Raw genomic sequence first — 20420 nt, 5'->3', positions numbered from 1 at the left:
CGACAATGCCCGATCTTCTCCTCGAACTGTTCTCCGAAGAAATTCCCGCGCGCATGCAGGCGAAGGCGGCGGACGACCTGCGCAAGATGGTCACCGACAAGCTGGTCGCCGAAGGTCTCGTCTATGAAGGCGCGAAAGCGTTCGTGACGCCGCGCCGTCTCGCGCTCACCGTGCACGGCATTCCCGCGCGTCAGCCGGACCTCAAGCAGGAGCGCAAGGGGCCGAAGGTCGGCGCGCCGGATGCTGCCGTGCAGGGCTTCCTGAAAGCCGCTGGCCTGAAATCGCTCGATGAAGCGAAGATCCAGCGCGATCCGAAGGGTGATTTCTACATCGCGCTGATGGAGAAAGCCGGCCGTCCCGCCATCGATGTGATCGCGGAAATCATCCCGCTGATCATCCGCACCTTCCCGTGGCCCAAGCAGATGCGCTGGGGCGAACGCTCGGCGCGGAACGGCGCGCTGACCTGGGTGCGGCCGCTGCATTCGATCATCGCGACCTTCGGCCCGGAAACCGAAGAGCCGGAGATCGTGAAGTTCGATGTCGCCGGCATCGAGGCCGGGCAGACGACCTACGGTCATCGCTTCATGGCGCCTTCGCCAATCGAGGTGCGCCGCTTCGACGATTACGTGTCGAAGCTGGAAGCCGCCAAGGTTGTGCTCGATCCCGAGCGCCGCAAGAACATCATTCTCGAGGACGCCAAGGAGCTTGCCTTCGCGCAGGGCTTTGAACTGGTCGAGGATCAGGTGCTGCTCGATGAAGTGGCCGGCCTGGTCGAATGGCCGGTGGTGCTGATGGGCTCGTTCGACGAAGAATTTTTGTCCATCCCCGGCGAGGTGATCCGCGCCACCATCCGCAACAACCAGAAGTGCTTCGTTGTTCGCGACCCCTCACTCCCTCACCCCCTGCGGGGGAGGGTTGGGGAGGGGGGTGAGCAACAAGATCCGGTGCGCGACGGACCCCCACCCCTGACCCCTCCCCGCAAGGGGGAGGGGAGCAGACTTGCGCCGAAATTCATTCTCACCGCGAATGTCGAAGCCACCGACGGCGGCAAGGCGATTGTCGCCGGCAACGAGCGCGTCATCCGCGCGCGCCTGTCGGATGCGAAGTTCTTCTACGAGACCGATCTCAAGACGAAGCTGGAAGATCGGCTGCCGAAGTTCGCGCAGATCGTATTCCACGAAAAGCTCGGCACACAGGCGGAGCGCATCGCGCGGATCGAGCGGCTTGCCGCCGAACTCGCGCCGCTGGTCGGCGCGGATGTCGAGAAAACGAAACGCGCGGCGCAGCTTGCGAAGGCTGACCTGCTGACCGAAGTCGTCGGTGAATTCCCCGAGGTGCAGGGCCTGATGGGCCGGTATTACGCGCTGGCGCAGGGCGAAGATGCGTCCGTCGCTGCGGCCATCGAGGATCACTACAAGCCACAAGGTCCAACCGATCGCGTGCCGACCGATCCGGTCGCGATAGCTGTCGCACTGGCGGACAAGCTCGACACGCTGGTGGGCTTCTGGGCGATTGATGAAAAGCCAACGGGGAGCAAGGACCCGTATGCGCTGCGAAGGGCTGCATTGGGTGTGGCTGCGATAATCTTGAAGCAAGGCGCCAAGCTACCTTTGCAAAAAATTTTAGTTCAGGCTGATCGTTTGCAGGGATTGAATATACTTCAAGCAGCGATAACAGGCGGGCGTTCTATTCCAATCTCTGCTTTTGTTGACCAAGGTATTCGTATCTTAGTGGATGATGTTACGAGTCTTCGATTGGTCTTGTCGAAGCGATTGGATGCTATCGAAAAAGCCTTTAATGAAAAAGCGCCAGCAGAAGATTACGAACTTTCGAGAATTTCCGATCTTCTTCTGTTCTTCGCAGACCGTCTGAAAGTTCAGCTTCGCGACCAAGGCGCGCGGCATGATCTCGTTGACGCCGTGTTCGCGCTTGAAGGTCAGGACGATCTGTTGATGGTCGTGCGCCGCGTGGAAGCGCTGGGCAAATTCCTTGACAGCGATGACGGCAAGAACCTGCTCGCAGGCACCAAGCGCGCGTCCAACATTCTCGCCATCGAGGAGAAGAAGGATAAGCGCAAGTTTGACGGTGCGCCGGATACGTCGCTGTTCAAGGTCGATGAAGAGAAGGCGCTCGCCGCCGCCATCGCGCAGGTGAAGGCCGAGGCGAGTGCTGCCGTCGCCAGGGAAGACTTCGCGTCCGCGATGACCGCGATGGCCAAGCTGCGTCCCGCGGTCGATGCCTTCTTCGACAAGGTGAAGGTCAACGACGACGACGCGAAGGTGCGCGAGAATCGTCTGAAGCTGCTGAACGAAATCCGCGAAGCGACGCGCGCTGTGGCGGATTTCTCGAAGATCCAGGACTGAGCGCGCGACAACGCCGATGTGCTCCCTCGCCCCGCTTGCGGGGAGAGGGTTGGGGTGAGGGGCGAGTTCTATCATGAACTCTCCATTGGCCCCTCACCCGGAGCCTTCGTTCACTTCGGCTCCGACCTCTCCCCGTAAACGGGGAGAGGTGAAAGGGGCGCTGCCGTCATGTGTGCTGTCCGCGCGTTTACCCCTCGTTAACCATGTTCTGTAAGGTTCCGGTAACTTCCGTTAACGGCCGTTAGCGAATGCCGGGGCCTGCATGACATCGATCCACGGTACCAATCCCTACGCCCAGTATGGCTCCGCTTACGCGCGTGCCGCCGCAACGCAGCCGTCGCTCGCCGATACGCTTAATGCGGCGGAAGCAGGCAACAGCAACCCGCTCGATCCTAACGCAGCAACCAATCTGACCCTGTCAGATGCGGCGAAAGCCAAGCTGGCGAGCGATGCGAAGACGCCCGATTTCACGGCGGTGACCAATGACGCGCGTGCGGTGCTCGACAAGCTCTATGCCGCCGCAAAGGTGACGAGCCCGCTGGGCGCTGACGGCAAGACCACCATCGATCTGTCGTCGCTCGACCGGCGCTCGCTGTTTGCCATCGCCACCAACAGCGGCGGCAAGTTCACGCCCGACGAACAAAGCGTCGCGTCCGGCGAACTGACCAACCGCTTCAACGCCGCGCTCGCGCCCGCCGCCGCGGCGACGTCGATGACCAGGAACTACACCGTGGTCTACAAGGCCGCGCTGGATTATCTCGACGGCGCAAGCAGCGAAGAGAAGGCCACCGCGGCATGGTCGGCGCAGCGCGCCGCCGTGCAGAAGGGCTATGACGCCGCAAAGCAGAAGCCCGACACGGCGCCCTCGGTTTCAGGCGATCCGGTCGCCAGCTATCTCGCGAAATATCCTGACGGCGCGCCGGTTGGCACCACCAAGACGTTCGGCACGGTCGCGACCGACGCCCGCGCTGCGCTGGATGCGCAGGCCAAACTCGCGGCCGAGAACAAGACGGAACTGGTCTACGATCCGTCGCGCAAATTCGGACAGCTCGTGGATTTCTCGTCGTTCGACAATCGCTCGCTGTCCGCGATCACGCTCAATCAGGATCAGAAGTTCTCCAACCAGGAGATCTACGCAGCCAGGAAGGAACTGGATTCGCGCAACCGCGCCAACATCCTCTCCTCTCTCAAGCAGAGCCAGCAGAGCGGCGATCCCACCCAGCTCAGCCTCGGCATTCTTCAGAGCTATTCCGCGATGAGCGATGAAGAGCGGCAGGCGTCGGGCTGGTCGCCGTCGTTCCGTGACAACGTGCTCCAGAGTTACAAATCCACCAGCAACATCCTGTCGATCCTGAACGGCGCGTAACAGGTCACAGCGATGATCCCTGCCTTCGCCGGGACGACGTTGCGTTGTTGATCGAAAAAACCCCGCCCGGCGGGGGGCGCCGGGGCGGGGCTGTTTGTTTGAGCGGAGCGGCGGGGACAACCTTTCCTGCTCAAACGGGGCCGAAGCTGGCTTTAATCGATCACCTGCATCACGCGGCGCGTGCGCGGTTCAACCAGAATCGGCCGATCGTTCACCACCGTGTAGCGATAGCTGGTCGCGCCGTATTGCTGCGGCACGTCGTAATAGGTCACGCCGCTTTCCGGCAGAATGGTGCCGACGCGCACGGGCGACTCGATCGCATATGACGGTACGCGCTCCTCGACAATGTACTGCCTGAAGCGCGGACGCTCTTCCTCGGTGATGATGCCGACGCCGGGGGCGAGGCCGGTTGTCACGCCTTCCTCGACAATGATGCGCTGCTGGGCCTGAGCCGCGAGCGGCATCGCCGTGGCGGTGGCCAGCAGCGCTGCTGCGAGAAGGGGATTACGCATGGCTTTCTCCTCAATTGATAAGGAGCCTGATCGCGCAAAGCGGCTTCGCTCTCGTCAATCACGCTCGGAAACCGGCACGGGCCGATCAACCAGCGGTGACAATCGCTTTTGCCGATCATCGTTCCTGCGGGACTGTGATTTCACCGGGGCATTTTCGTGGAGGTGACGCGGCTGGACGCAGTGGAAGTTTTGATCTGTCATGGAACCCACTGCTTATCGAAGCCGTTGGCTGTTGCGATGCGCGAGACGGGGATAAAATTTCGTCTCGATTCGCGCTCGTTCAATCCTTTGTCCTTTTCCTCCATGCCGGGAGACCGAAATGTCCGTCAGCGTCGCCAACATTCAGCCCATCGTTGCTCTCATCGCCGGTGTGCTGATTCTCATCATGCCGCGGCTGCTGAATTTCATTGTGGCGATCTATCTGATCCTGGTCGGGATCATCGGACTGGGCCTTATTAAGTAACGGAATATTTCAGATTGTTACACGCTGGGCGCAAAACTCCGCCATTTGCGCGAGTCTGTAACAATCTGTAACCGTCCGTGATCGAAAAAGCGGATATCGGCCGGGAGTCGCTTGCGCCTCAACGGGCAACCGTGGTGTAACGCCGCTGCCGTTTCACTCATGCAGCGTCTGGAAGCCATGGCCAAAGCCTCATCGAAGAAATCCGCCGCGAAGTCCTCTCCGAAATCAGTGTCCAAATCCAAGCCGGCCGCGAAAGCGAAGCCGCCTGCCGCGAAACCTGCCGGCAAAGCCGCGGCGAAAGCTGCCGCCAGGACATCCGCTCCCGCAGTGAAGAAGGTTGCGAAGCCCGCAGCGAAGCAAACCGTTCAGGCCGGCAAGTGGGTCTATACGTTCGGTGACGGACGCGCCGAGGGCAAGGCCAACATGCGCGATCTGCTCGGCGGCAAGGGCGCCAATCTCGCCGAAATGGCCAATCTCGGTTTGCCGGTGCCTCCCGGTTTCACGATTCCGACTTCGGTCTGCACGTATTTCTACGCCAACGACAAAACCTATCCGAAGGATCTGAAGGCGCAGGTCGAGAAGGCGCTGGTCACCGTCGGCAAGATCGCCGGCAAGACCTTCGGCGACGCGAAGAACCCGCTGCTTGTGTCGGTGCGTTCCGGCGGCCGCGCGTCGATGCCCGGCATGATGGACACCGTGCTCAATCTCGGCATGAACGACACCACGGTGGAAGCGCTTGCGGAGCTCTCCGGCGACCGCCGTTTCGCCTATGACAGCTATCGCCGCTTCATCACGATGTATTCGGATGTGGTGCTCGGTTTCGAGCATCATCACTTCGAGGACATCCTCGACACCTACAAGGACAGCAAGGGCTACTCGCTCGACACCGAACTGACCGCGGACGACTGGGTCGATCTGGTCGGCAAGTACAAGGACGCGGTGGCGCGCGAAACCGGCGCAGATTTCCCCCAGGACCCACACGCGCAGTTGTGGGGCGCGATCGGCGCGGTGTTCTCGTCATGGATGAATGCGCGCGCGGTGACCTATCGCCGCCTGCACGACATCCCTGAGTCATGGGGCACCGCCGTCAACATCCAGTCCATGGTGTTCGGCAACATGGGCGACACCTCGGCGACCGGCGTTGCGTTCACGCGCAATCCATCCACCGGCGAGAAACGGCTGTACGGCGAATTCCTCATCAACGCGCAGGGCGAAGACGTGGTGGCGGGCATCCGCACGCCGCAGGACATCACCGAATACGCGCGCAAGGAATCCGGCTCCGACAAGGCGTCGATGGAAGTTGCGATGCCGGATGCGTTCAAGGAACTGACCCGGATCTACACGCTGCTCGAAAAGCACTACCGTGACATGCAGGACATGGAATTCACGGTGGAGCAGGGCAAGCTGTGGATGCTCCAGACCCGCAACGGCAAGCGCACCGCGAAGGCCGCGCTCCGCATCGCGGTCGATCTCGCCAATGAAGGCCTGATCACCAAGAAGGATGCGATCACCCGGATCGATCCGGCCTCACTGGATCAGTTGCTGCATCCGACCATCGATCCGGTAGCCAAGCGCGATGTCATCGCCACCGGCCTTCCGGCATCGCCCGGCGCCGCCGCCGGCGAGATCGTGTTCTCGTCGGACGAAGCCGCCAAGCTTCAGGCCGATGGCCGCAAGGTCATTCTGGTGCGCGTCGAGACGTCGCCGGAAGACATTCACGGCATGCATGCCGCGGAAGGCATTCTCACCACCCGCGGCGGCATGACCTCCCACGCGGCGGTGGTTGCGCGCGGCATGGGCAAGCCCTGCGTTTCCGGCGTCGGCACAATCCGCGTCGACTACGGTCGCGGCATAATGACCATCGGCAACCGCAGCTTCAAGGCGGGGGATGTCATCACCATTGATGGTTCACTGGGCCAGGTGCTGGCCGGCCGCATGCCGATGATCGAGCCGGAACTGTCCGGCGACTTCACGACCCTGATGGGCTGGGCCGATCAGGTCCGCAAGCTCAAGGTCCGCACCAATGCCGATACGCCGGCCGACGCCCGCACTGCGCTGAAGTTCGGCACCGAAGGCATCGGGCTGTGCCGCACCGAGCACATGTTCTTCGAGGAGACACGCATCCGCACGGTGCGCGAGATGATCCTTGCCGAAGACGAGGGCTCGCGCCGCGCCGCGCTGGCCAAGCTGCTGCCGATGCAGCGTGCCGACTTCGTCGATCTGTTCGAGATCATGAAGGGCCTGCCGGTCACCATCCGTCTGCTCGATCCGCCGCTGCACGAGTTCCTGCCGCATTCGCAGAGCGAGATCGAGGAAGTCGCCCGCGCCATGAACACCGACGCCCGCAAGATCGCGGACCGCGCGCGTGAACTGGCTGAGTTCAACCCGATGCTCGGTTTCCGCGGCTGCCGTCTGGCGATCGCCTATCCGGAAATCGCCGAGATGCAGGCGCGCGCCATTTTCGAGGCCGCGGTTGAAGCCGGCAAGCGCACCGGCAAGCCGGTCGGCCTCGAAGTGATGGTGCCGCTGATCGCGACCCGCGCCGAGTTCGACATCACCAAGGCGCGCATCGACGCCACCGCGGCGGCGGTAATGAAGGAAACCGGCGTGAAGCTCAACTATCAGACCGGCACCATGATCGAACTGCCGCGCGCATGTCTGCTCGCGGGCGAGATCGCCAAGACCGCCGAGTTCTTCTCGTTCGGCACCAACGATCTGACGCAGACCACCTACGGCATCAGCCGCGACGACGCCGCGAGCTTCCTCGGCACCTATGTCGCGCGCGGCATCCTCGAGATCGATCCGTTCATCTCGGTCGACCGCGACGGCGTCGGCGAACTGGTGAAGATCGGCGTGCAGCGCGGCCGCAAGACGCGGCCCGGCCTCAAGATGGGCATCTGCGGCGAGCACGGCGGCGACCCCGCATCGATCACATTCTGCCACGAGACCGGCCTCGATTACGTGTCGTGTTCGCCGTATCGCGTGCCGATCGCGCGCCTCGCGGCTGCGCAGGCGGCTCTCGGCAAGGCTGTCGCCAGCCAGGCGTAGGTTCGCCGGTCATCACGGATTGCGTGACTCCATAGCGAGTGTCGTCCCCGCGAAAGCGGGGACCCATACTCCCTGAGTCTTCGATTCCACGTGTGATGTTCGTGTCGCTCCTTCTTTGATGACCACCACCTTGGTGGTTATGGGTCCCCGCTTTCGCGGGGACGACATTGTGGGTGCGGCGCCATTGCGGCTCGCGCAACCGGACCTGCGTCAATTTGCGTTCACTCTTTTTGTTGACGCGATCTTTACCACCTTGCTGGAGGCGCTGTTTACCAACGCTTTCGATGTGATCGCGCGTTTTCAAGCACGCGCTTGCGTGTTGCGCGCGGAACGCGGCGATTAACCCCCCGGCAACTTTAATTCGATACCAACGAAATTGATCGAATTGCACTGAATGTGCGGTTCGGTTGCGTGTGTATAAGCGTTAGTTGCGTGAGCGTATCGATGTCTGTGTTGCGTAACGGGTCGAAGGGCGCGCGGTTCGCGCCCTTCGGCTTTGTTCTCTGTCTTCTGACAGTGAGCCCGACCGAAATCGGCTATCAGGATCTCGCGTCACTGCTGGCACGCCAGCCCGGCGTCGCAGAGCGCTGGCAGGAATACATCTTCGCGTCGTCGCGCCGCATGTTGCAGGTCGCGTCCTTCAATCTGCCCCGCCCCATTGGCACCAGCACCCGTGAAGCACCGACGTATCGTCTGGCCAGCCTTGACAGCACAGGCGTGGATTTCACCGGCTCGGTCAGCCGCGATCCGCTCGGGCCTGTGCTGCGTCCGCTGCAAAAATCGGATTTCCCGAAAGTGGTGCGCTCGTCGAAGGGCGACCGTCTTCCGCTGTATGTTCCAGAGATCGCGGCCCCCATTGCCGCGCCGCAGCCGCAGCCCGCGCAGGATCAATCGAATTCCAACGCATCGGTGCGGGGCGCGAAAACGGCTGAGGCCGATGCTCCCGCGGTGAACGCAGCAGCACCGCTCGATGCCGAACTCGAAGCCGCGCTGAACGCACCGCGCCTGCAGCAATATGAATCCTCCGTTTCGCTTCAGGACCTTCCCGCCGACCATCCGCTGAACGCGCCGCGCGCGCCTGCCGATCGGGACAGCGCCGCCGCCACGCCGGAAGCGAGCCGCGACGGCTTCTCGTTCCAGACCGCGACCCTGTTCTTCGGCAATTCCTCGCTCGGCATGACAAGCGGATCGCTGGAGCGCTGGCAGCCCGGCGAAGAGCCGATCATCGTGGTGCCGGGTATCGATCCCGACATGAAGATGCCTGCGGCGTTGCCAAACCAGTCTTCAGCCCCGTCCGCCGGCGGCGAAAGCGTCGCGAGCAAGGGCGAAGTCACCGGCGAGTATCAGCGTCCGCGGACACCGGCGGAACGCCTCGGTCTCGATGCAAAGTCGCGCGCGAAGTCCGAGAAGTGCCTGACCGACGCGATCTACTTCGAGGCGCGCGGCGAAGCGGTGCGCGGGCAGATCGCGGTGGCGCAGGTCGTCCTGAACCGCGCGTTCTCCGGCTACTATCCGAGCACGGTGTGCGGCGTCGTCTACCAGAATTCGCACCGTCACCTGTCCTGCCAGTTCACCTTCGCCTGCGACGGCATCCGCGATGTGGTGAAGGAGCCGGATATGTGGGAACGCGCCAAAAAGATCGCCCGCGAAAGCCTCGATGGCCGTCTGTGGCTGCCTGAAGTCGGCAAGTCGACCCATTACCACGCCTACTGGGTTCGCCCGTCCTGGGTGAACGAGATGAAGAAGATGTACAAATACGGCGTGCATACCTTCTATCGTCCGCGCGCCTGGGGCGACGGCAAAGACGCGCCGACCTGGGGCACGGCGGCCGAGACGGCGGCGATCTCTGCAAAGCTCGCCGAAGCGGCGAAGAGCTCGGCTGAGATGTCGAGCGCGAAGTAGTAAGTTGATCCAACCGACTTCTTCACCTCTCCCCGAGGGGGAGAGGTCGGATCGCGATAGCGATCCGGGTGAGGGGGTTCGGTCACTCACGTCTGATATCTAGTGCCCCTCACCCCAACCCTCTCCCCATCGGGGAGAGGGAGCGCCTCGTGCTCGACGCAAGTGTCACGCATCGATATCCAGCGCGACATCGAAGTTCGGCGCGGAGTGCGTCAGCGCACCCGCGGACACATAATCGACTCCGGTCTTCGCGATCTCGCCGATCGACGCCAGCGTTACGCCCCCGGATACTTCCAGCACCACGCGTCTGTCGGTGATCGCGACCGCCTCGCGCAGGGTCGGGATATCCATGTTGTCCAGCATCACCACGTCGGCGAGGCCCGTCGCCAGCACCTCGCGCAACTGATCCAGCGTATCGACCTCGATCTCGATCTTGACCAGATGGCCGACATGCGCCCGCGCGCGCTCGAGCACCGGCTTCACGCCGCCAGCGACCGCGATGTGGTTGTCCTTGATCAGAACGGCGTCATCGAGACCGAAGCGGTGGTTGAAGCCGCCGCCGCAGCGCACCGCATACTTTTCGAGCGCGCGCAGCCCCGGCGTGGTCTTGCGGGTGTCGCAGATGCGCATTTTGGTGACGCCGGCATGGCGGATGTAGTCCGAGGTGAGGGTCGCGATGCCGGAGAGACGGCCGACAAAATTCAGCGCGGTGCGTTCACCTGCGAGCACGGCGCGCGCGGGGCCGGAGATCGTCAGCACATGGACGCCCTTGGCGACGGCATTGCCGTCGTGCACATGGGCCTGAATGTTGATGTCGGGCGAGAGGCGCTGAAACACCGCCACGGCCAGCGGCAATCCCGCAATCACACCGGCCTGCCGCGCGACAAGAATCGCGTGGGCATGAACCGCGGGCGGTATGGTCGCAACCGACGTGACGTCGCCGCCGCGGCCGAGATCTTCGGCAAGCGCGCGTGCCACCGCATCGTCGATGGCCAGCGGCGACAGGAATGCATCCGGATGCATCAGGGTGGCAGGATTGAGAACGTCGCTGATGCTCAAGATCAGGCTCCCGTCGAAGTGCGTTTGCGAGGCGCGGTATCGGCCACCATTGCGGCGATGTTACGCGCCTCGTCGAGCGTCGTCACGGTGCGATGCCGCTGTGTCGGGTCTTCCGCCGGGTAATCTGACCGATAATGCGCGCCGCGGCTTTCGCAGCGCGACCATGCGGAGGCGGCGACGATCAGCGCGGTGGTCGCCATGTTGCGCAGCGCGATGTTGCCGGTGGTCTGCTCGATCACCGTGAAGGTGCGGATGGCTTCCGCCAGGTCGTCGCCGTCGCGGACCACGCCGACATGCGAGCTCATCATTGCCCGCAGATTGGCCTCGCGGAGCGGCGGCATCGCACTGTTGCGCGAGATCATCCCGTCGCGCGGACGCCCTGCCGCGGCGAGGGGATTGCCGTTGATATCGTCGGCAATGCGCGCGGCATAGACCACGGCTTCCAGCAGCGAATTGGAGGCGAGGCGGTTGGCGCCATGCGCGCCGGTGGATGAGACTTCGCCGCCGGCCCAGAGCCCTTTCAGCGAGGTGCGGCCGTGATGGTCGACCGCGATGCCGCCCATGTGATAGTGCGCAGCGGGCGCAATCGGGATCGGCTGGGTCGCCGGATCGAGGCCCGCCGCGATGCAGCTCGCGTACACCGTCGGAAATCTCGCAGCGAATTTTGCGCCGAGCGCTTGTGTCGCGTCGAGGAATGCGCCGCGCCCGGCGGCGAGTTCATCGAACACCCCGCGCGCGACGATGTCGCGCGGCGCAAGTTCGGCAAGCGGGTCGCGCGCCAGCATGAAGCGCTCGCCCTTGCCGTTGATGAGCGTCGCGCCTTCGCCGCGCAAGGCCTCCGTCGCCAGCGGCGCGGGATCGCGGCCAACCATGATGGCGGTCGGATGGAATTGCACAAATTCCGGATCGGCGATCACTGCGCCGGCGCGGGCGGCAATCGCAAGACCCGATCCGCTGGCCTCAACCGGATTCGTCGTCACCGCATAAAGATGTCCGATGCCGCCGGTGGCGAGCACGATGGCGCGCGAGGGCACGATGACCGGCGCTGCCACCGCGTCGCCTGCCTTGCGCAGTTGCAAGCCGGTGACCGCATCACCTTCGGTCAGCAGGGCTTCGGCGACATAGCCTTCGATGACATGGATCGAGGGCGTCCTGAGCACCGCTTCGATCAGCGCCGCAATGATGGCCTTGCCGGCGCGGTCGCCCTGCACATGCACGATGCGGCGCGCGGAATGCGCTGCCTCGCGGCCGACGGCCAGCCTGCCTTCGAGGTCGCGGTCGAACGGCACGCCGTATTGCAGGAGATCGTGGATACGCGCACCGGCTTCGCGGGCCAGTCCGAGCGCAACCTCTTCATCGACGATCCCGCCGCCGACGGCAATCGTATCGGCGGCATGGGATTCGGCGCTGTCGCCGTCGGCAACTGCCGCCGCGATGCCGCCCTGCGCCCATGCGCTGGACGCGCCTTCGCCGAGCGGCGCGGCGGAGATCACCGTGACGGGACGTGGCGCCAGCTTCAGCGCGCAGAACAGGCCGGCGAGTCCGCCGCCGACGATGACGACGTCGGAGTTGGATAAGGCCGCGATGCTGGATGTAGTCATGGCAGATGCCTTGTGCTGTCTCTGTCATCCTTCGAGGCTCGGCACTTACGCGCCTCGCACCTCAGGATGACGCTCCGTATGTCTCCGCCGTCACCCTGAGGTGCGAGCGGAGCGAGCCTCGAAGGGTGACGGCCCTCAATTCTTCAGATTGATCATGCGCTCCACCGAGCGCCGGGCATTGCCGATGATCGCCGGATCGATGGTCACTTCCTCACGCATGTAGACAAGGCTGTCGAGAATCTTCGGCAGCGTGATGCGCTTCATGTGCGGGCACAGGTTGCACGGCTTGACGAACTCGACGTTCGGCAGTTCGGCCTGCACGTTGTCCGCCATCGAGCATTCGGTAACCATGACGATGCGCTTCGGCTGGTGCTTGCGCACCCAGTCGATCATGTGCGCGGTCGAACCGGTGAAATCTGCTTCGGCGATCACATCGGGCGGGCATTCGGGGTGTGCGATGATCTGCACGGACGGGTCGGCCTCGCGATAGGTGCGCAGTTCGTCGCCGGTGAAGCGCTCATGCACCTCGCAGGCGCCCTTCCACGCGATGATCTTCACGGTGGTTTTCGAGGCGACGTACTTCGCCAGATACTGGTCGGGCAGGAAGATCACGGTGTCGGCGTTCAGGCTCTCGACCACCTGCACGGCGTTCGACGACGTGCAGCAGATGTCGACCTCTGCCTTCACGTCCGCTGACGTGTTGACATAGGCCACCACCGGCACGCCGGGAAAGCGCTCGCGCAGCAGGCGCACGTCCGCGCCGGTGATGCTTGAAGCCAGCGAGCAGCCGGCCCGCGAATCCGGGATCAGCACGGTCTTGTCCGGGTTCAGAATCTTTGAGGTCTCGGCCATGAAGTGCACGCCGCACTGGACGATGACCTTCTCCTTCACCTTCGTCGCCTCGCGCGCGAGCTGCAGTGAGTCGCCGCCGATGTCGGCCACGCAATGGAAGATCTCCGGCGTCTGGTAGTTGTGCGCCAGGATCACCGCGTTGCGCTGTTTCTTGAGATCGTTGATGGCCTTGACGTAAGGCGCCATGAACGGCCACTCGATCTCGGGAATGACGTTCTTCACCTTGGCGTAGAGATGCGCGGTGGCGCGCTCGACCTCGGGCGTCCATTCTAGCGACGGCATCGGCAATGCGCGCGCGCGGTCCGCGTCGGTGAGGACGGCACGGGTGACGCCCACCGGCTGGCGGTGAATCGGATTCCCGAAATCGTCGGGACCGTAAATTCCTGAGATCGGCATCGCAGCCTCCTTGAATGCCTAATATGCTCATTTTGAGCATATTAGGGCCTTGAGAAATCCGGCCTTTTGGGCCGGCGTTCCAAACTCGGGCTCCCTTGAGGGACGACCGCTTCAACCTGCTGTCGTTCCCCGCTCGCGAGACGGTCACTTATTCTCATAACGAGCAAAACAAATATAACAGGTCATCCGCCGCCCCGCCAGAGGCGCGCCGGGAAAATCCCGCATGGCGGGAATGCGTCCGCCGGTCGCTCAGCGATGTGACGGTAGATGCGGACTTATTTTCACTGTGGGCATGATCCCCTCTGAAAACCGGTTCCCACTTTTCGGGATCATGCCCGAAGGGGCTTGGCAAAGCTGACCGGAGCCGCCAATCAGGGGGCCGGATTTCAACCGCACAAGAAGAGACGGAGAGAAAAGTTGGCAACGTTCAAGGCAGTCAGAATCGACAAGGCTGAAAAGGGCACCACGGCGGCGCTGACGCAGTTCGACGAGGCGGAGTTGATGGACGGCGACGTCACCGTCGCGGTCGAATGGTCCACCGTGAACTACAAGGACGGCCTCGCGATCACCGGCAAGTCGCCGGTGGTGCGCCGTTTCCCGATGATCGCCGGTGTCGATTTCGCGGGCACGGTTCTGGAGTCGTCGCATGCGGGCTGGAAGGCCGGCGACAAGGTGGTTTCCACCGGATGGGGTCTCGGCGAAACGCACCTCGGCGCCTATGCCGAGAAGGCGCGCGTCAAGGGGGACTGGCTGGTGCGTTTGCCGGACGGCATGACCACGCGCGAGGCGATGGCGATCGGCACCGCAGGTTTCACGGCAATGCTCTCCGTGCTCGCGCTGGAGAAGCATGGTCTCACGCCGAAAGACGGCCCGGTGGTTGTCACCGGCGCGGCCGGCGGCGTCGGATCGGTTGCGGTGGCACTGCTCTCCAAGCTCGGCTTCCAGGTCATCGCCTCGACCGGCCGTGCCTCCGAGCATGATTATCTGCGCGGCCTCGGTGCGTCCGAGATCATCGACCGCAACGAGTTGTCCGCGCCGGGCAAGCCGCTCGGCAAGGAGCGCTGGGCCGGCGGCATCGACAGCGTCGGATCGACCACGCTGGCGAATCTGCTGTCGATGACCAGGTACGGCGGCGCGATCGCGGCCTGCGGTCTTGCCGGCGGTATGGATTTGCCGTCGTCGGTGGCGCCTTTCATTTTGCGCGGGGTGTGCCTTTTGGGCATCGATTCCGTGATGTGCCCGATCGGCCCGCGCAAGGCCGCCTGGGAGCGGCTGGCGAAGGACCTCGACCATGCCAAACTTGCTGAAATGACTAAGGAAATCGGTCTCGCCGACGTCTTCGACGCAGGCCCGAAAATCCTCGCCGGCCAGCTTCGTGGCCGCACTGTGGTGAGAATTTCCTGAGGATGTTCAGACTTTGCCAACCATGATGCGCCAATGTTGCCATGGTTGGTATGGTAATCAGCGAGTTAAGGCGTAAACCGCCGGGCGCTTGGCCCAGCGGGTTCACTTGATCCGCAAGTTCAGTCAGTTGGAGTAGCTCGTATGCTCGTCCGCATCGTTCTTGGAGCCCTGCTTGCCGGTTCGGTTGCAGGTCCCGTCTTGGCCGAAACCATGAACGCGGACGAAGCCCGCAAGTTCGTCGCCAACAAGATGTTCGCCTTCACGTGCTTCGACGGCACCAAGGGTGTCGGCAAGATCACGTACGACGGCGCAGCTGCGGGCGCGGTGCAGTTCAGCGGCGCCGGCGAGACCCGCCATATGCGCCTGCCGTCAAATACGCTTCAGGTGCGCGGCCAGCAGATCTGCGCATCGATCAAGGGCATTCCCTTCGAGCCATGCTTCAACCTGAACAAGACTGACAATGTCAGCTTCCGCGGCTCGGTCTCGGGCATGGGCTTTGCCTATTGCGATTTCCGCAAGCACGGCAATGCACGCGTGTTCCTGGCGCAGTCGATCTCGCGTCCGCGCTCGCTGCGCGCACCCGGTGTGACCCAGTCGGCGGATGCGACCCCGCGCGCCGAAGTGCGTCCGGCCTCGGTCCGCAGCGAACCGGCGCTCGAACTGCGCCGCTCCGCCAGCGAGTAAACGAAGGATTTTGCTTCGTCATTGCGAGGAGCACTTGCGACGAAGCAATCCAGTTTTCTAAGAGTGGATTGCTTCACGGAGTTTATCGTCGGGCGGCGCTTTGCGCCGACCCGTTGGCTCGCAATGACGATATCGAATCACGCCGCCGGGCTGCCTTCAGCCGGCGGCGTCTTCGTTTGCCGGAACAGGATGCGCTGGTACAGCCATCCGATCGCCACCAGCACGAGGCCCAGACCGATGAACGAGAACGCGCGGTAGGCGCCGGTCAGGTTCGACATGTCGATCAGGAATACCTTGAGCACGGTGAGGGCGATGATCACCGCCGAGGCGAGACGCGCCCGCTGCGAGGGCAGCAGCAGGCCGATGCCGAGCAGCACCACGCCGAACACCAGCCACGCCACCGAGTAGGTGTACTGCTCGGCGTCGAAGGTGGTGCTGCTGTTCAGGTAAGGTCCGTGATAGAGGTGCCGGATTTCCAGCGTGATCCAGGCCAGCGCAAGAACGAGCGAACCGGCCGCGATGGTGTTGGCATAGGGCGCGGCGCGGCGTCCCGCCACGGCATAGGACAGCAGCAGCGCGAGGATCGCCGGAAGCGCGTAGCCGAGGATCAGCGGGTTGATGAACGTGCCTGCGATCTCGATCCTCCAGATCGCCGGATTGGCGATGAAGAACAGCCCGAACAGGATCGCGAGACCGGCGAACCATGTCAGCAGCAGCGCGCCGGCGTTGTGGATGACGCTGCCCGTCCGGATGCGAAGCCGCTCCAGTCCGATCGCCATCGCGAGTGCGACGCAGACTTGCAGACCGACCTCGATCAGACTCGACGATGTGCGATAGATATCGCCGTTGTTGATGTAGTGGCGGATCTCCGTGAAGGCGAGCAGCACCGTGAACAGGATCGCGGCGGCTTCCACGCCGCGCAGCGGGCCATCGTCACCGCGGCGGCGCAGGAAGTAAGAGCCGAGCCAGAATGAGGCTGCCGGAATGCCGTAGCCGAGCAGCAGCCAGTTGAAGATCGGCGTGGTGCCGAGGTCATCACCCACGATGCGTGGCTCGTGGCCGATCCGCAGCACCACGATGCCTGCCAAAATTGCCGCGAGCGCCCGCAGGAACGGGATCGGCCGTTTCATGGAGATCCATGCCGTGCCGAGCGACATCAGCGCCAGCGCGATGGTGAGCCAGCCTTTCTCAAGCGCGAACGTAAACGCCAGCGCCAGTGCGGCGAGCGTACCGGTGGCGAACATCGCGGTTGCGATCATCTGGCCGGGACGCGTATCGCGCTTGGTCAGGAGTTCGGTCGCCGCGGCGAATGCGCCGGCGACTGCAATGGCGATGATCGCAAACGGGATCGAGCGATCGAGATGCGCGATGCGCGCGTAAAGCGCGACCAGCAGTGCCAGCGGTGTGAACACGCCGGCCGCCGACCAGATCACCGGAATGATCGCGCTGACGGAACGGCCCTGCGCGAGGAAACCTGCTGCGCCAAACGCCGCGCCGAAACCGGCCGCCGCGATAAGATGCATGCTGATCGAGCCTTCGTCGGCGCGCGTGCCGATGCCGGGCATTGCGCCGCCGGGCATCACGGTGAGTTCTGGATTGGCGCGGATCGCCCATTCGGCGAACACGGCGAAGACGAACAATGCGGCCGCAACGATTGCGCCGGTGGCGCTCTCCGCGCGCCAGGCGATGGCGAAGGTTGCTGCAACCAGCAATGCGAACACGATCATCGCCGCATCGGCGTGATTGTGGCCGAGCACCAGCGCCGTGGCGCCGAACAGGAAAACCGCGAGCGATATCGATGAAACAGGCTCGACCTGGCCTTGCTCCGCCGACGGGCCGAACATGAACCCGGCGACCACCAGAACCGCGGCCAGCGCGAAGCTTGCAATCATATCGAACGCATGCGGGCCCAGCGTATTGGCTTCGGCAATGCCAACCAGCATCCAGAACGCCCCAAACGCGATGGTGGTGACGGCGAGCCAGCGCCACAGGCGAATGCGTGCAAGGCCGAAGGCGGCTGCGGTGACGATGGAGATATAGATATAGAGCGCCCAGTAGTCCGGCTTGTCCGATGCCACCAGCAGGGGCGTCACGAATGCGCCGACCACGCCGAGGCCCGCAAGCGCCGGACCATGCAAGAGCGCAGCGGCAAGGGTGCCGAGCGCGACCGCGCCGAGCAGGACGAAGGCAACAGGCGGCGCGAGAAAACCGTAGAGCGCGTAGGATGCATAAACGGTGGCGAATGCGACCGCCGTTCCGGCGGCGGTCAGGATCGCCGGGATGTTGGCAATCGGCAGCGGTGCGATCGACGACAGGCTCTCCTTGCGCCGTGCGAACTCACCGACCGCAAGCAGCGCCAGCGCGAACAGGCCGCCGAGCAGCACACGCACCTCGGGGCCGAGCAGTCCGGCTTCGATGGAATACTTGACCAGGAAGACGCCGCCGAGGGCGAGCGTCAGTCCGCCGACCCAGACCACCCAGCGGGTGCCGATGCGCTCCTCGAAGCCGGGGCCGCTCGATGCAGCCGGTGCGGCAGGTTGAGCGGGTGTTTCAGGAATGCCGCCGTCCACTGTTTCCCGATAGCGCGATCCGGCAGGCGGCAGCGGCGGCGGAGTTGACGCGGCCCGCTCGGCTGATTCAGGCACTGCCGTTTCGGGCGCGATCGGCGGAGCGATCGGAGCATCCGTTCTTGTTGTCGATGGACGCGCGCCGCCCGCGAGCGAGGCTTCGAGCAGGGACAGCCGCGCCTCCAGTGCCTTCGAGCGCATGGTCACGTTGCGGGCAATGCCGATCGCGATAAGAGCAAGGACAAGCGCAATAAATTCCATCGATCCTCCTTGCGCGATCCGCCTCAGCGAGGGCTTTCGGATCACGCGAAAAATTCTTTGCCGCTTAGTGGCCGATCAACTTCTGGAAACTGATCCGTTTGAACTGGAATGCCTGTGTCGATACTGGCGTGGCAGGGCTCCCTCTCCCGTGGGGAGAGGGTTGGGGTGAGGGCGTAGAATTTGTCGTGAGACCGTACGCCCTCACCCGCCGCGCTTCGCGCGTCGACCTCTCCCCACGGGAGAGGTGAGGCTGTAGCGATGCCGCTCTCTGGCTCCACATTCTCACCTCATTCTAGCGTCGTCCCCGTACCCGCAATCCGGGCGCGGGCCGTTCCTGCAAGACTTCGCGGCGAAAACGAAACAGCGCCGCCGGGCGTCCGCCGGTCTGGGTCGACATTTCGCCGGTCGGTTCGACCAGCGCACCGGCCTCCACCAGACGGCGGAAATTCTGCTTGTGCAAATGACGTCCCGAGATCGCCTCAACGGTGCGCTGCAAGTCCGTTAGTGTGAACTCCGAGGGAAGAAGTTCAAACACCACCGGGCGATATTTCAGCTTGGCGCGCAGCCTCGCGATGGCGGTGGCGAGAATCCGGCGGTGGTCGAACCGCATCGGCGAGCCGAGCGCCGGCAGTGTCTTGCGCGCCAGTGCGGCGGGACGCCCGTCGCGGCGGGATTCCTCGATCAGCCCGGCCTCGTAGAGCAGCTCATAACGGTCGAGCACGCGCTCTTCGTCCCACTGCGCACCGTGGGTGCCGAAGTAAAGCCGGACGCGGTCGCCGCGCGCCAGTGCGCGTGCGGTATCCGGCTTTTCGGATTGCGCCGCCCAGTCTTCCAGCGCGGGGAGAATCTCTTTCTCGATCATTGCCGGGCGCTCGTCGCGCCAGTCCTCCCAGGGAAAATAGCGATACCACGGCTTGAATGTCGCGCCCGCCACCTGCGGCTTCGAGGTGCTGTCCGCGGCGCGGGTCAGCGCGAGATAGCCGACCGAGGCGACATGCGCGTCGGTGTCGCTGCGCTGGGCATGACGGCCGCGATCGCCGAAGGTGTAAAGCTGTTCGACATAGCCGAGCCGCAGGCCGGTCTGCTCTTCCACCCATGAGCGCAGGCCGATTTCCAGTGTGCGATGAGCGACCGCGTCGAACGGCCCGAACGGCAGGCCCTCGAGCTCGTCGCCGTCGCTGCCGGAGGCGGTCAGGATCGACGGCTCGTTGCCGTCGATCGACACGATGGCCGCCGTCAGTCCGATCTCGATCGGTGTGAGGATTTTATCGGTCATGATGCAAAAGCCCCGTCATTGCGAGAAGCGTAGCGACGAAGCAATCCAGCTTTCAGTTGCCCTGGATTGCTTCGCTTCGCTCGCAATGACGGATCTCATTCAATCTCCACCCGGAACGGCCGCCCCTCGATGGTCATGTTGCCCGGACCCATGGCGTCGAGCGCGCGGACCATGCGCCCATTACGCCCCAGCACCTCGTCCGCCAGCGTGACGATCAGGCGGTTGGGATAGGCGCTCGGCGATGCCGAGCGAATCTGCCGTGCGATGGAGGTCTCGTCCCGATGCGGATTGAGCGCGCAGGCCGCCATGAATGCGCTCGCGGTAGAGCGGCTGATCCCGGCATAGCAATGGATCACCATTGGCGCGGTGCGATCCCACTTGCGGATGAAGGTCAGCGCCTGTTCGACATGCTCATGCGACGGCGCGGTGAATCCCTGCGCCGGTTCGATGATGTCGTCCATCTGGATGCGCAGGTGATTGGCCTCCGGCACTGACACCGGACGCACCACCTGTGAGACATTGGCCATCACGGTGAGGATGTGTTGGGCGCCGGTGGCTTCGACAGTGGCGGGCAGGGCGGCGAGCGAGCAGACGTGAATCATGGCGGTCCTTATGTTCCGCACGAGTATATGCCTGCTGTCTTCGCCCGTCATGCTGCACGGCAAA

General features: G+C 63.7%; 15 protein-coding genes. 8 read left to right on the top strand and 7 right to left on the bottom strand.

The genetic code is table 11. From position 1 onward, the window contains the following. Positions 1 to 5 precede the first annotated feature (5 nt). Complete coding sequence (glyS, locus tag ACP7AL_RS13540) at positions 6 to 2363, top strand: glycine--tRNA ligase subunit beta (RefSeq protein WP_425992058.1); 2358 nt, start codon at positions 6 to 8, stop codon at positions 2361 to 2363. A 262-nt stretch (positions 2364 to 2625) separates the two neighbouring features. Continuing rightward, on the top strand, positions 2626 to 3729 hold the full coding sequence (locus ACP7AL_RS13535; protein ID WP_425992056.1) for a hypothetical protein: 1104 nt from the start codon (positions 2626 to 2628) through the stop codon (positions 3727 to 3729). Positions 3730 to 3881: 152 nt separating this feature from the next. On the opposite strand, the gene ACP7AL_RS13530 is transcribed toward ACP7AL_RS13535, so the two are convergent. Next, the gene (locus ACP7AL_RS13530) at positions 3882 to 4241 is read right to left on the bottom strand and encodes a DUF1236 domain-containing protein (RefSeq protein ID WP_425992054.1); all 360 of its coding nucleotides are present in this window, start codon (positions 4239 to 4241) and stop codon (positions 3882 to 3884) included. Between the two features lie 319 nt (positions 4242 to 4560). Here ACP7AL_RS13530 and ACP7AL_RS13525 point away from each other — a divergent pair, with 319 nt between their 5' ends. From ACP7AL_RS13525 to ACP7AL_RS13510, 4 genes are all read left to right on the top strand, one after another. Continuing rightward, on the top strand, positions 4561 to 4704 hold the full coding sequence (locus ACP7AL_RS13525; protein ID WP_425992052.1) for a DUF3096 domain-containing protein: 144 nt from the start codon (positions 4561 to 4563) through the stop codon (positions 4702 to 4704). 159 nt (positions 4705 to 4863) lie between these two features. Next, positions 4864 to 7752, top strand: a complete 2889-nt coding sequence (ppdK, locus tag ACP7AL_RS13520) for a pyruvate, phosphate dikinase (RefSeq protein WP_425992050.1) — start codon at positions 4864 to 4866, stop codon at positions 7750 to 7752. A gap of 118 nt (positions 7753 to 7870) precedes the next feature. Next, positions 7871 to 8095: a hypothetical protein gene (locus tag ACP7AL_RS13515; protein WP_425992048.1), complete on the top strand. Its 225-nt coding sequence runs from the start codon at positions 7871 to 7873 to the stop codon at positions 8093 to 8095. 101 nt (positions 8096 to 8196) lie between these two features. Next, positions 8197 to 9654, top strand: a complete 1458-nt coding sequence (locus ACP7AL_RS13510; RefSeq protein WP_425992046.1) for a cell wall hydrolase — start codon at positions 8197 to 8199, stop codon at positions 9652 to 9654. A gap of 165 nt (positions 9655 to 9819) precedes the next feature. On the opposite strand, the gene nadC is transcribed toward ACP7AL_RS13510, so the two are convergent. The 3 genes from nadC to nadA all read right to left on the bottom strand — a co-directional run bounded on the left by nadC (position 9820) and on the right by nadA (position 13562). Continuing rightward, positions 9820 to 10677: a carboxylating nicotinate-nucleotide diphosphorylase gene (gene nadC, locus ACP7AL_RS13505; protein ID WP_208856387.1), complete on the bottom strand. Its 858-nt coding sequence runs from the start codon at positions 10675 to 10677 to the stop codon at positions 9820 to 9822. Positions 10678 to 10715: 38 nt separating this feature from the next. Next, positions 10716 to 12314, bottom strand: a complete 1599-nt coding sequence (locus tag ACP7AL_RS13500) for an L-aspartate oxidase (RefSeq protein ID WP_425992044.1) — start codon at positions 12312 to 12314, stop codon at positions 10716 to 10718. 135 nt (positions 12315 to 12449) lie between these two features. Then, positions 12450 to 13562, bottom strand: coding sequence for a quinolinate synthase NadA (gene nadA / locus ACP7AL_RS13495; RefSeq protein WP_425992042.1), 1113 nt, complete (start codon positions 13560 to 13562; stop codon positions 12450 to 12452). A 417-nt stretch (positions 13563 to 13979) separates the two neighbouring features. Here nadA and ACP7AL_RS13490 point away from each other — a divergent pair, with 417 nt between their 5' ends. Both ACP7AL_RS13490 and ACP7AL_RS13485 read left to right on the top strand, forming a co-directional pair. Continuing rightward, entirely contained in the window at positions 13980 to 14966 is a 987-nt protein-coding gene (locus tag ACP7AL_RS13490; protein ID WP_425992040.1) for an MDR family oxidoreductase, read from the top strand. A 141-nt stretch (positions 14967 to 15107) separates the two neighbouring features. Continuing rightward, positions 15108 to 15650: a hypothetical protein gene (locus ACP7AL_RS13485; protein ID WP_425992038.1), complete on the top strand. Its 543-nt coding sequence runs from the start codon at positions 15108 to 15110 to the stop codon at positions 15648 to 15650. Between the two features lie 137 nt (positions 15651 to 15787). Here ACP7AL_RS13485 and ACP7AL_RS13480 read toward each other — a convergent pair whose 3' ends face one another. The 3 genes from ACP7AL_RS13480 to ACP7AL_RS13470 all read right to left on the bottom strand — a co-directional run bounded on the left by ACP7AL_RS13480 (position 15788) and on the right by ACP7AL_RS13470 (position 20356). Further along, a complete protein-coding gene (locus tag ACP7AL_RS13480; RefSeq protein ID WP_425992036.1) occupies positions 15788 to 18478 on the bottom strand; it encodes a DUF2339 domain-containing protein in 2691 nt (896 codons plus the stop codon). A gap of 292 nt (positions 18479 to 18770) precedes the next feature. Further along, entirely contained in the window at positions 18771 to 19754 is a 984-nt protein-coding gene (locus ACP7AL_RS13475) for an NUDIX hydrolase (RefSeq protein WP_024919364.1), read from the bottom strand. Between the two features lie 95 nt (positions 19755 to 19849). Next, positions 19850 to 20356 carry a tyrosine phosphatase family protein gene (locus ACP7AL_RS13470; RefSeq protein ID WP_425992033.1) on the bottom strand — a complete coding sequence of 169 codons (507 nt, stop codon included), beginning with the start codon at positions 20354 to 20356 and terminating at the stop codon, positions 19850 to 19852. Positions 20357 to 20420 lie beyond the last annotated feature (64 nt).

The organism is Afipia sp. DC4300-2b1 (assembly GCF_049895725.1).
Taxonomy (GTDB): Bacteria; Pseudomonadota; Alphaproteobacteria; order Rhizobiales; family Xanthobacteraceae; genus Afipia; species Afipia broomeae.
Note: the sequence above shows the minus strand (reverse complement) of the source record. Positions and strands in the feature narration are given on the sequence as shown.

Bases quoted from the DNA above. Each gene is read 5' to 3' on its own strand.
- glyS (WP_425992058.1), top strand. From the start codon at position 6: ATGCCCGATCTTCTCCTCGAACTGTTCTCCGAAGAAATTCCCGCGCGC.
- ACP7AL_RS13535 (WP_425992056.1), top strand. From the start codon at position 2,626: ATGACATCGATCCACGGTACCAATCCCTACGCCCAGTATGGCTCCGCT.
- ACP7AL_RS13530 (WP_425992054.1), bottom strand. From the start codon at position 4,241: ATGCGTAATCCCCTTCTCGCAGCAGCGCTGCTGGCCACCGCCACGGCG.
- ACP7AL_RS13525 (WP_425992052.1), top strand. From the start codon at position 4,561: ATGTCCGTCAGCGTCGCCAACATTCAGCCCATCGTTGCTCTCATCGCC.
- ppdK (WP_425992050.1), top strand. From the start codon at position 4,864: ATGCAGCGTCTGGAAGCCATGGCCAAAGCCTCATCGAAGAAATCCGCC.
- ACP7AL_RS13515 (WP_425992048.1), top strand. From the start codon at position 7,871: ATGACCACCACCTTGGTGGTTATGGGTCCCCGCTTTCGCGGGGACGAC.
- ACP7AL_RS13510 (WP_425992046.1), top strand. From the start codon at position 8,197: ATGTCTGTGTTGCGTAACGGGTCGAAGGGCGCGCGGTTCGCGCCCTTC.
- nadC (WP_208856387.1), bottom strand. From the start codon at position 10,677: ATGCATCCGGATGCATTCCTGTCGCCGCTGGCCATCGACGATGCGGTG.
- ACP7AL_RS13500 (WP_425992044.1), bottom strand. From the start codon at position 12,314: ATGACTACATCCAGCATCGCGGCCTTATCCAACTCCGACGTCGTCATC.
- nadA (WP_425992042.1), bottom strand. From the start codon at position 13,562: ATGCCGATCTCAGGAATTTACGGTCCCGACGATTTCGGGAATCCGATT.
- ACP7AL_RS13485 (WP_425992038.1), top strand. From the start codon at position 15,108: ATGCTCGTCCGCATCGTTCTTGGAGCCCTGCTTGCCGGTTCGGTTGCA.
- ACP7AL_RS13480 (WP_425992036.1), bottom strand. From the start codon at position 18,478: ATGGAATTTATTGCGCTTGTCCTTGCTCTTATCGCGATCGGCATTGCC.
- ACP7AL_RS13475 (WP_024919364.1), bottom strand. From the start codon at position 19,754: ATGACCGATAAAATCCTCACACCGATCGAGATCGGACTGACGGCGGCC.
- ACP7AL_RS13470 (WP_425992033.1), bottom strand. From the start codon at position 20,356: ATGATTCACGTCTGCTCGCTCGCCGCCCTGCCCGCCACTGTCGAAGCC.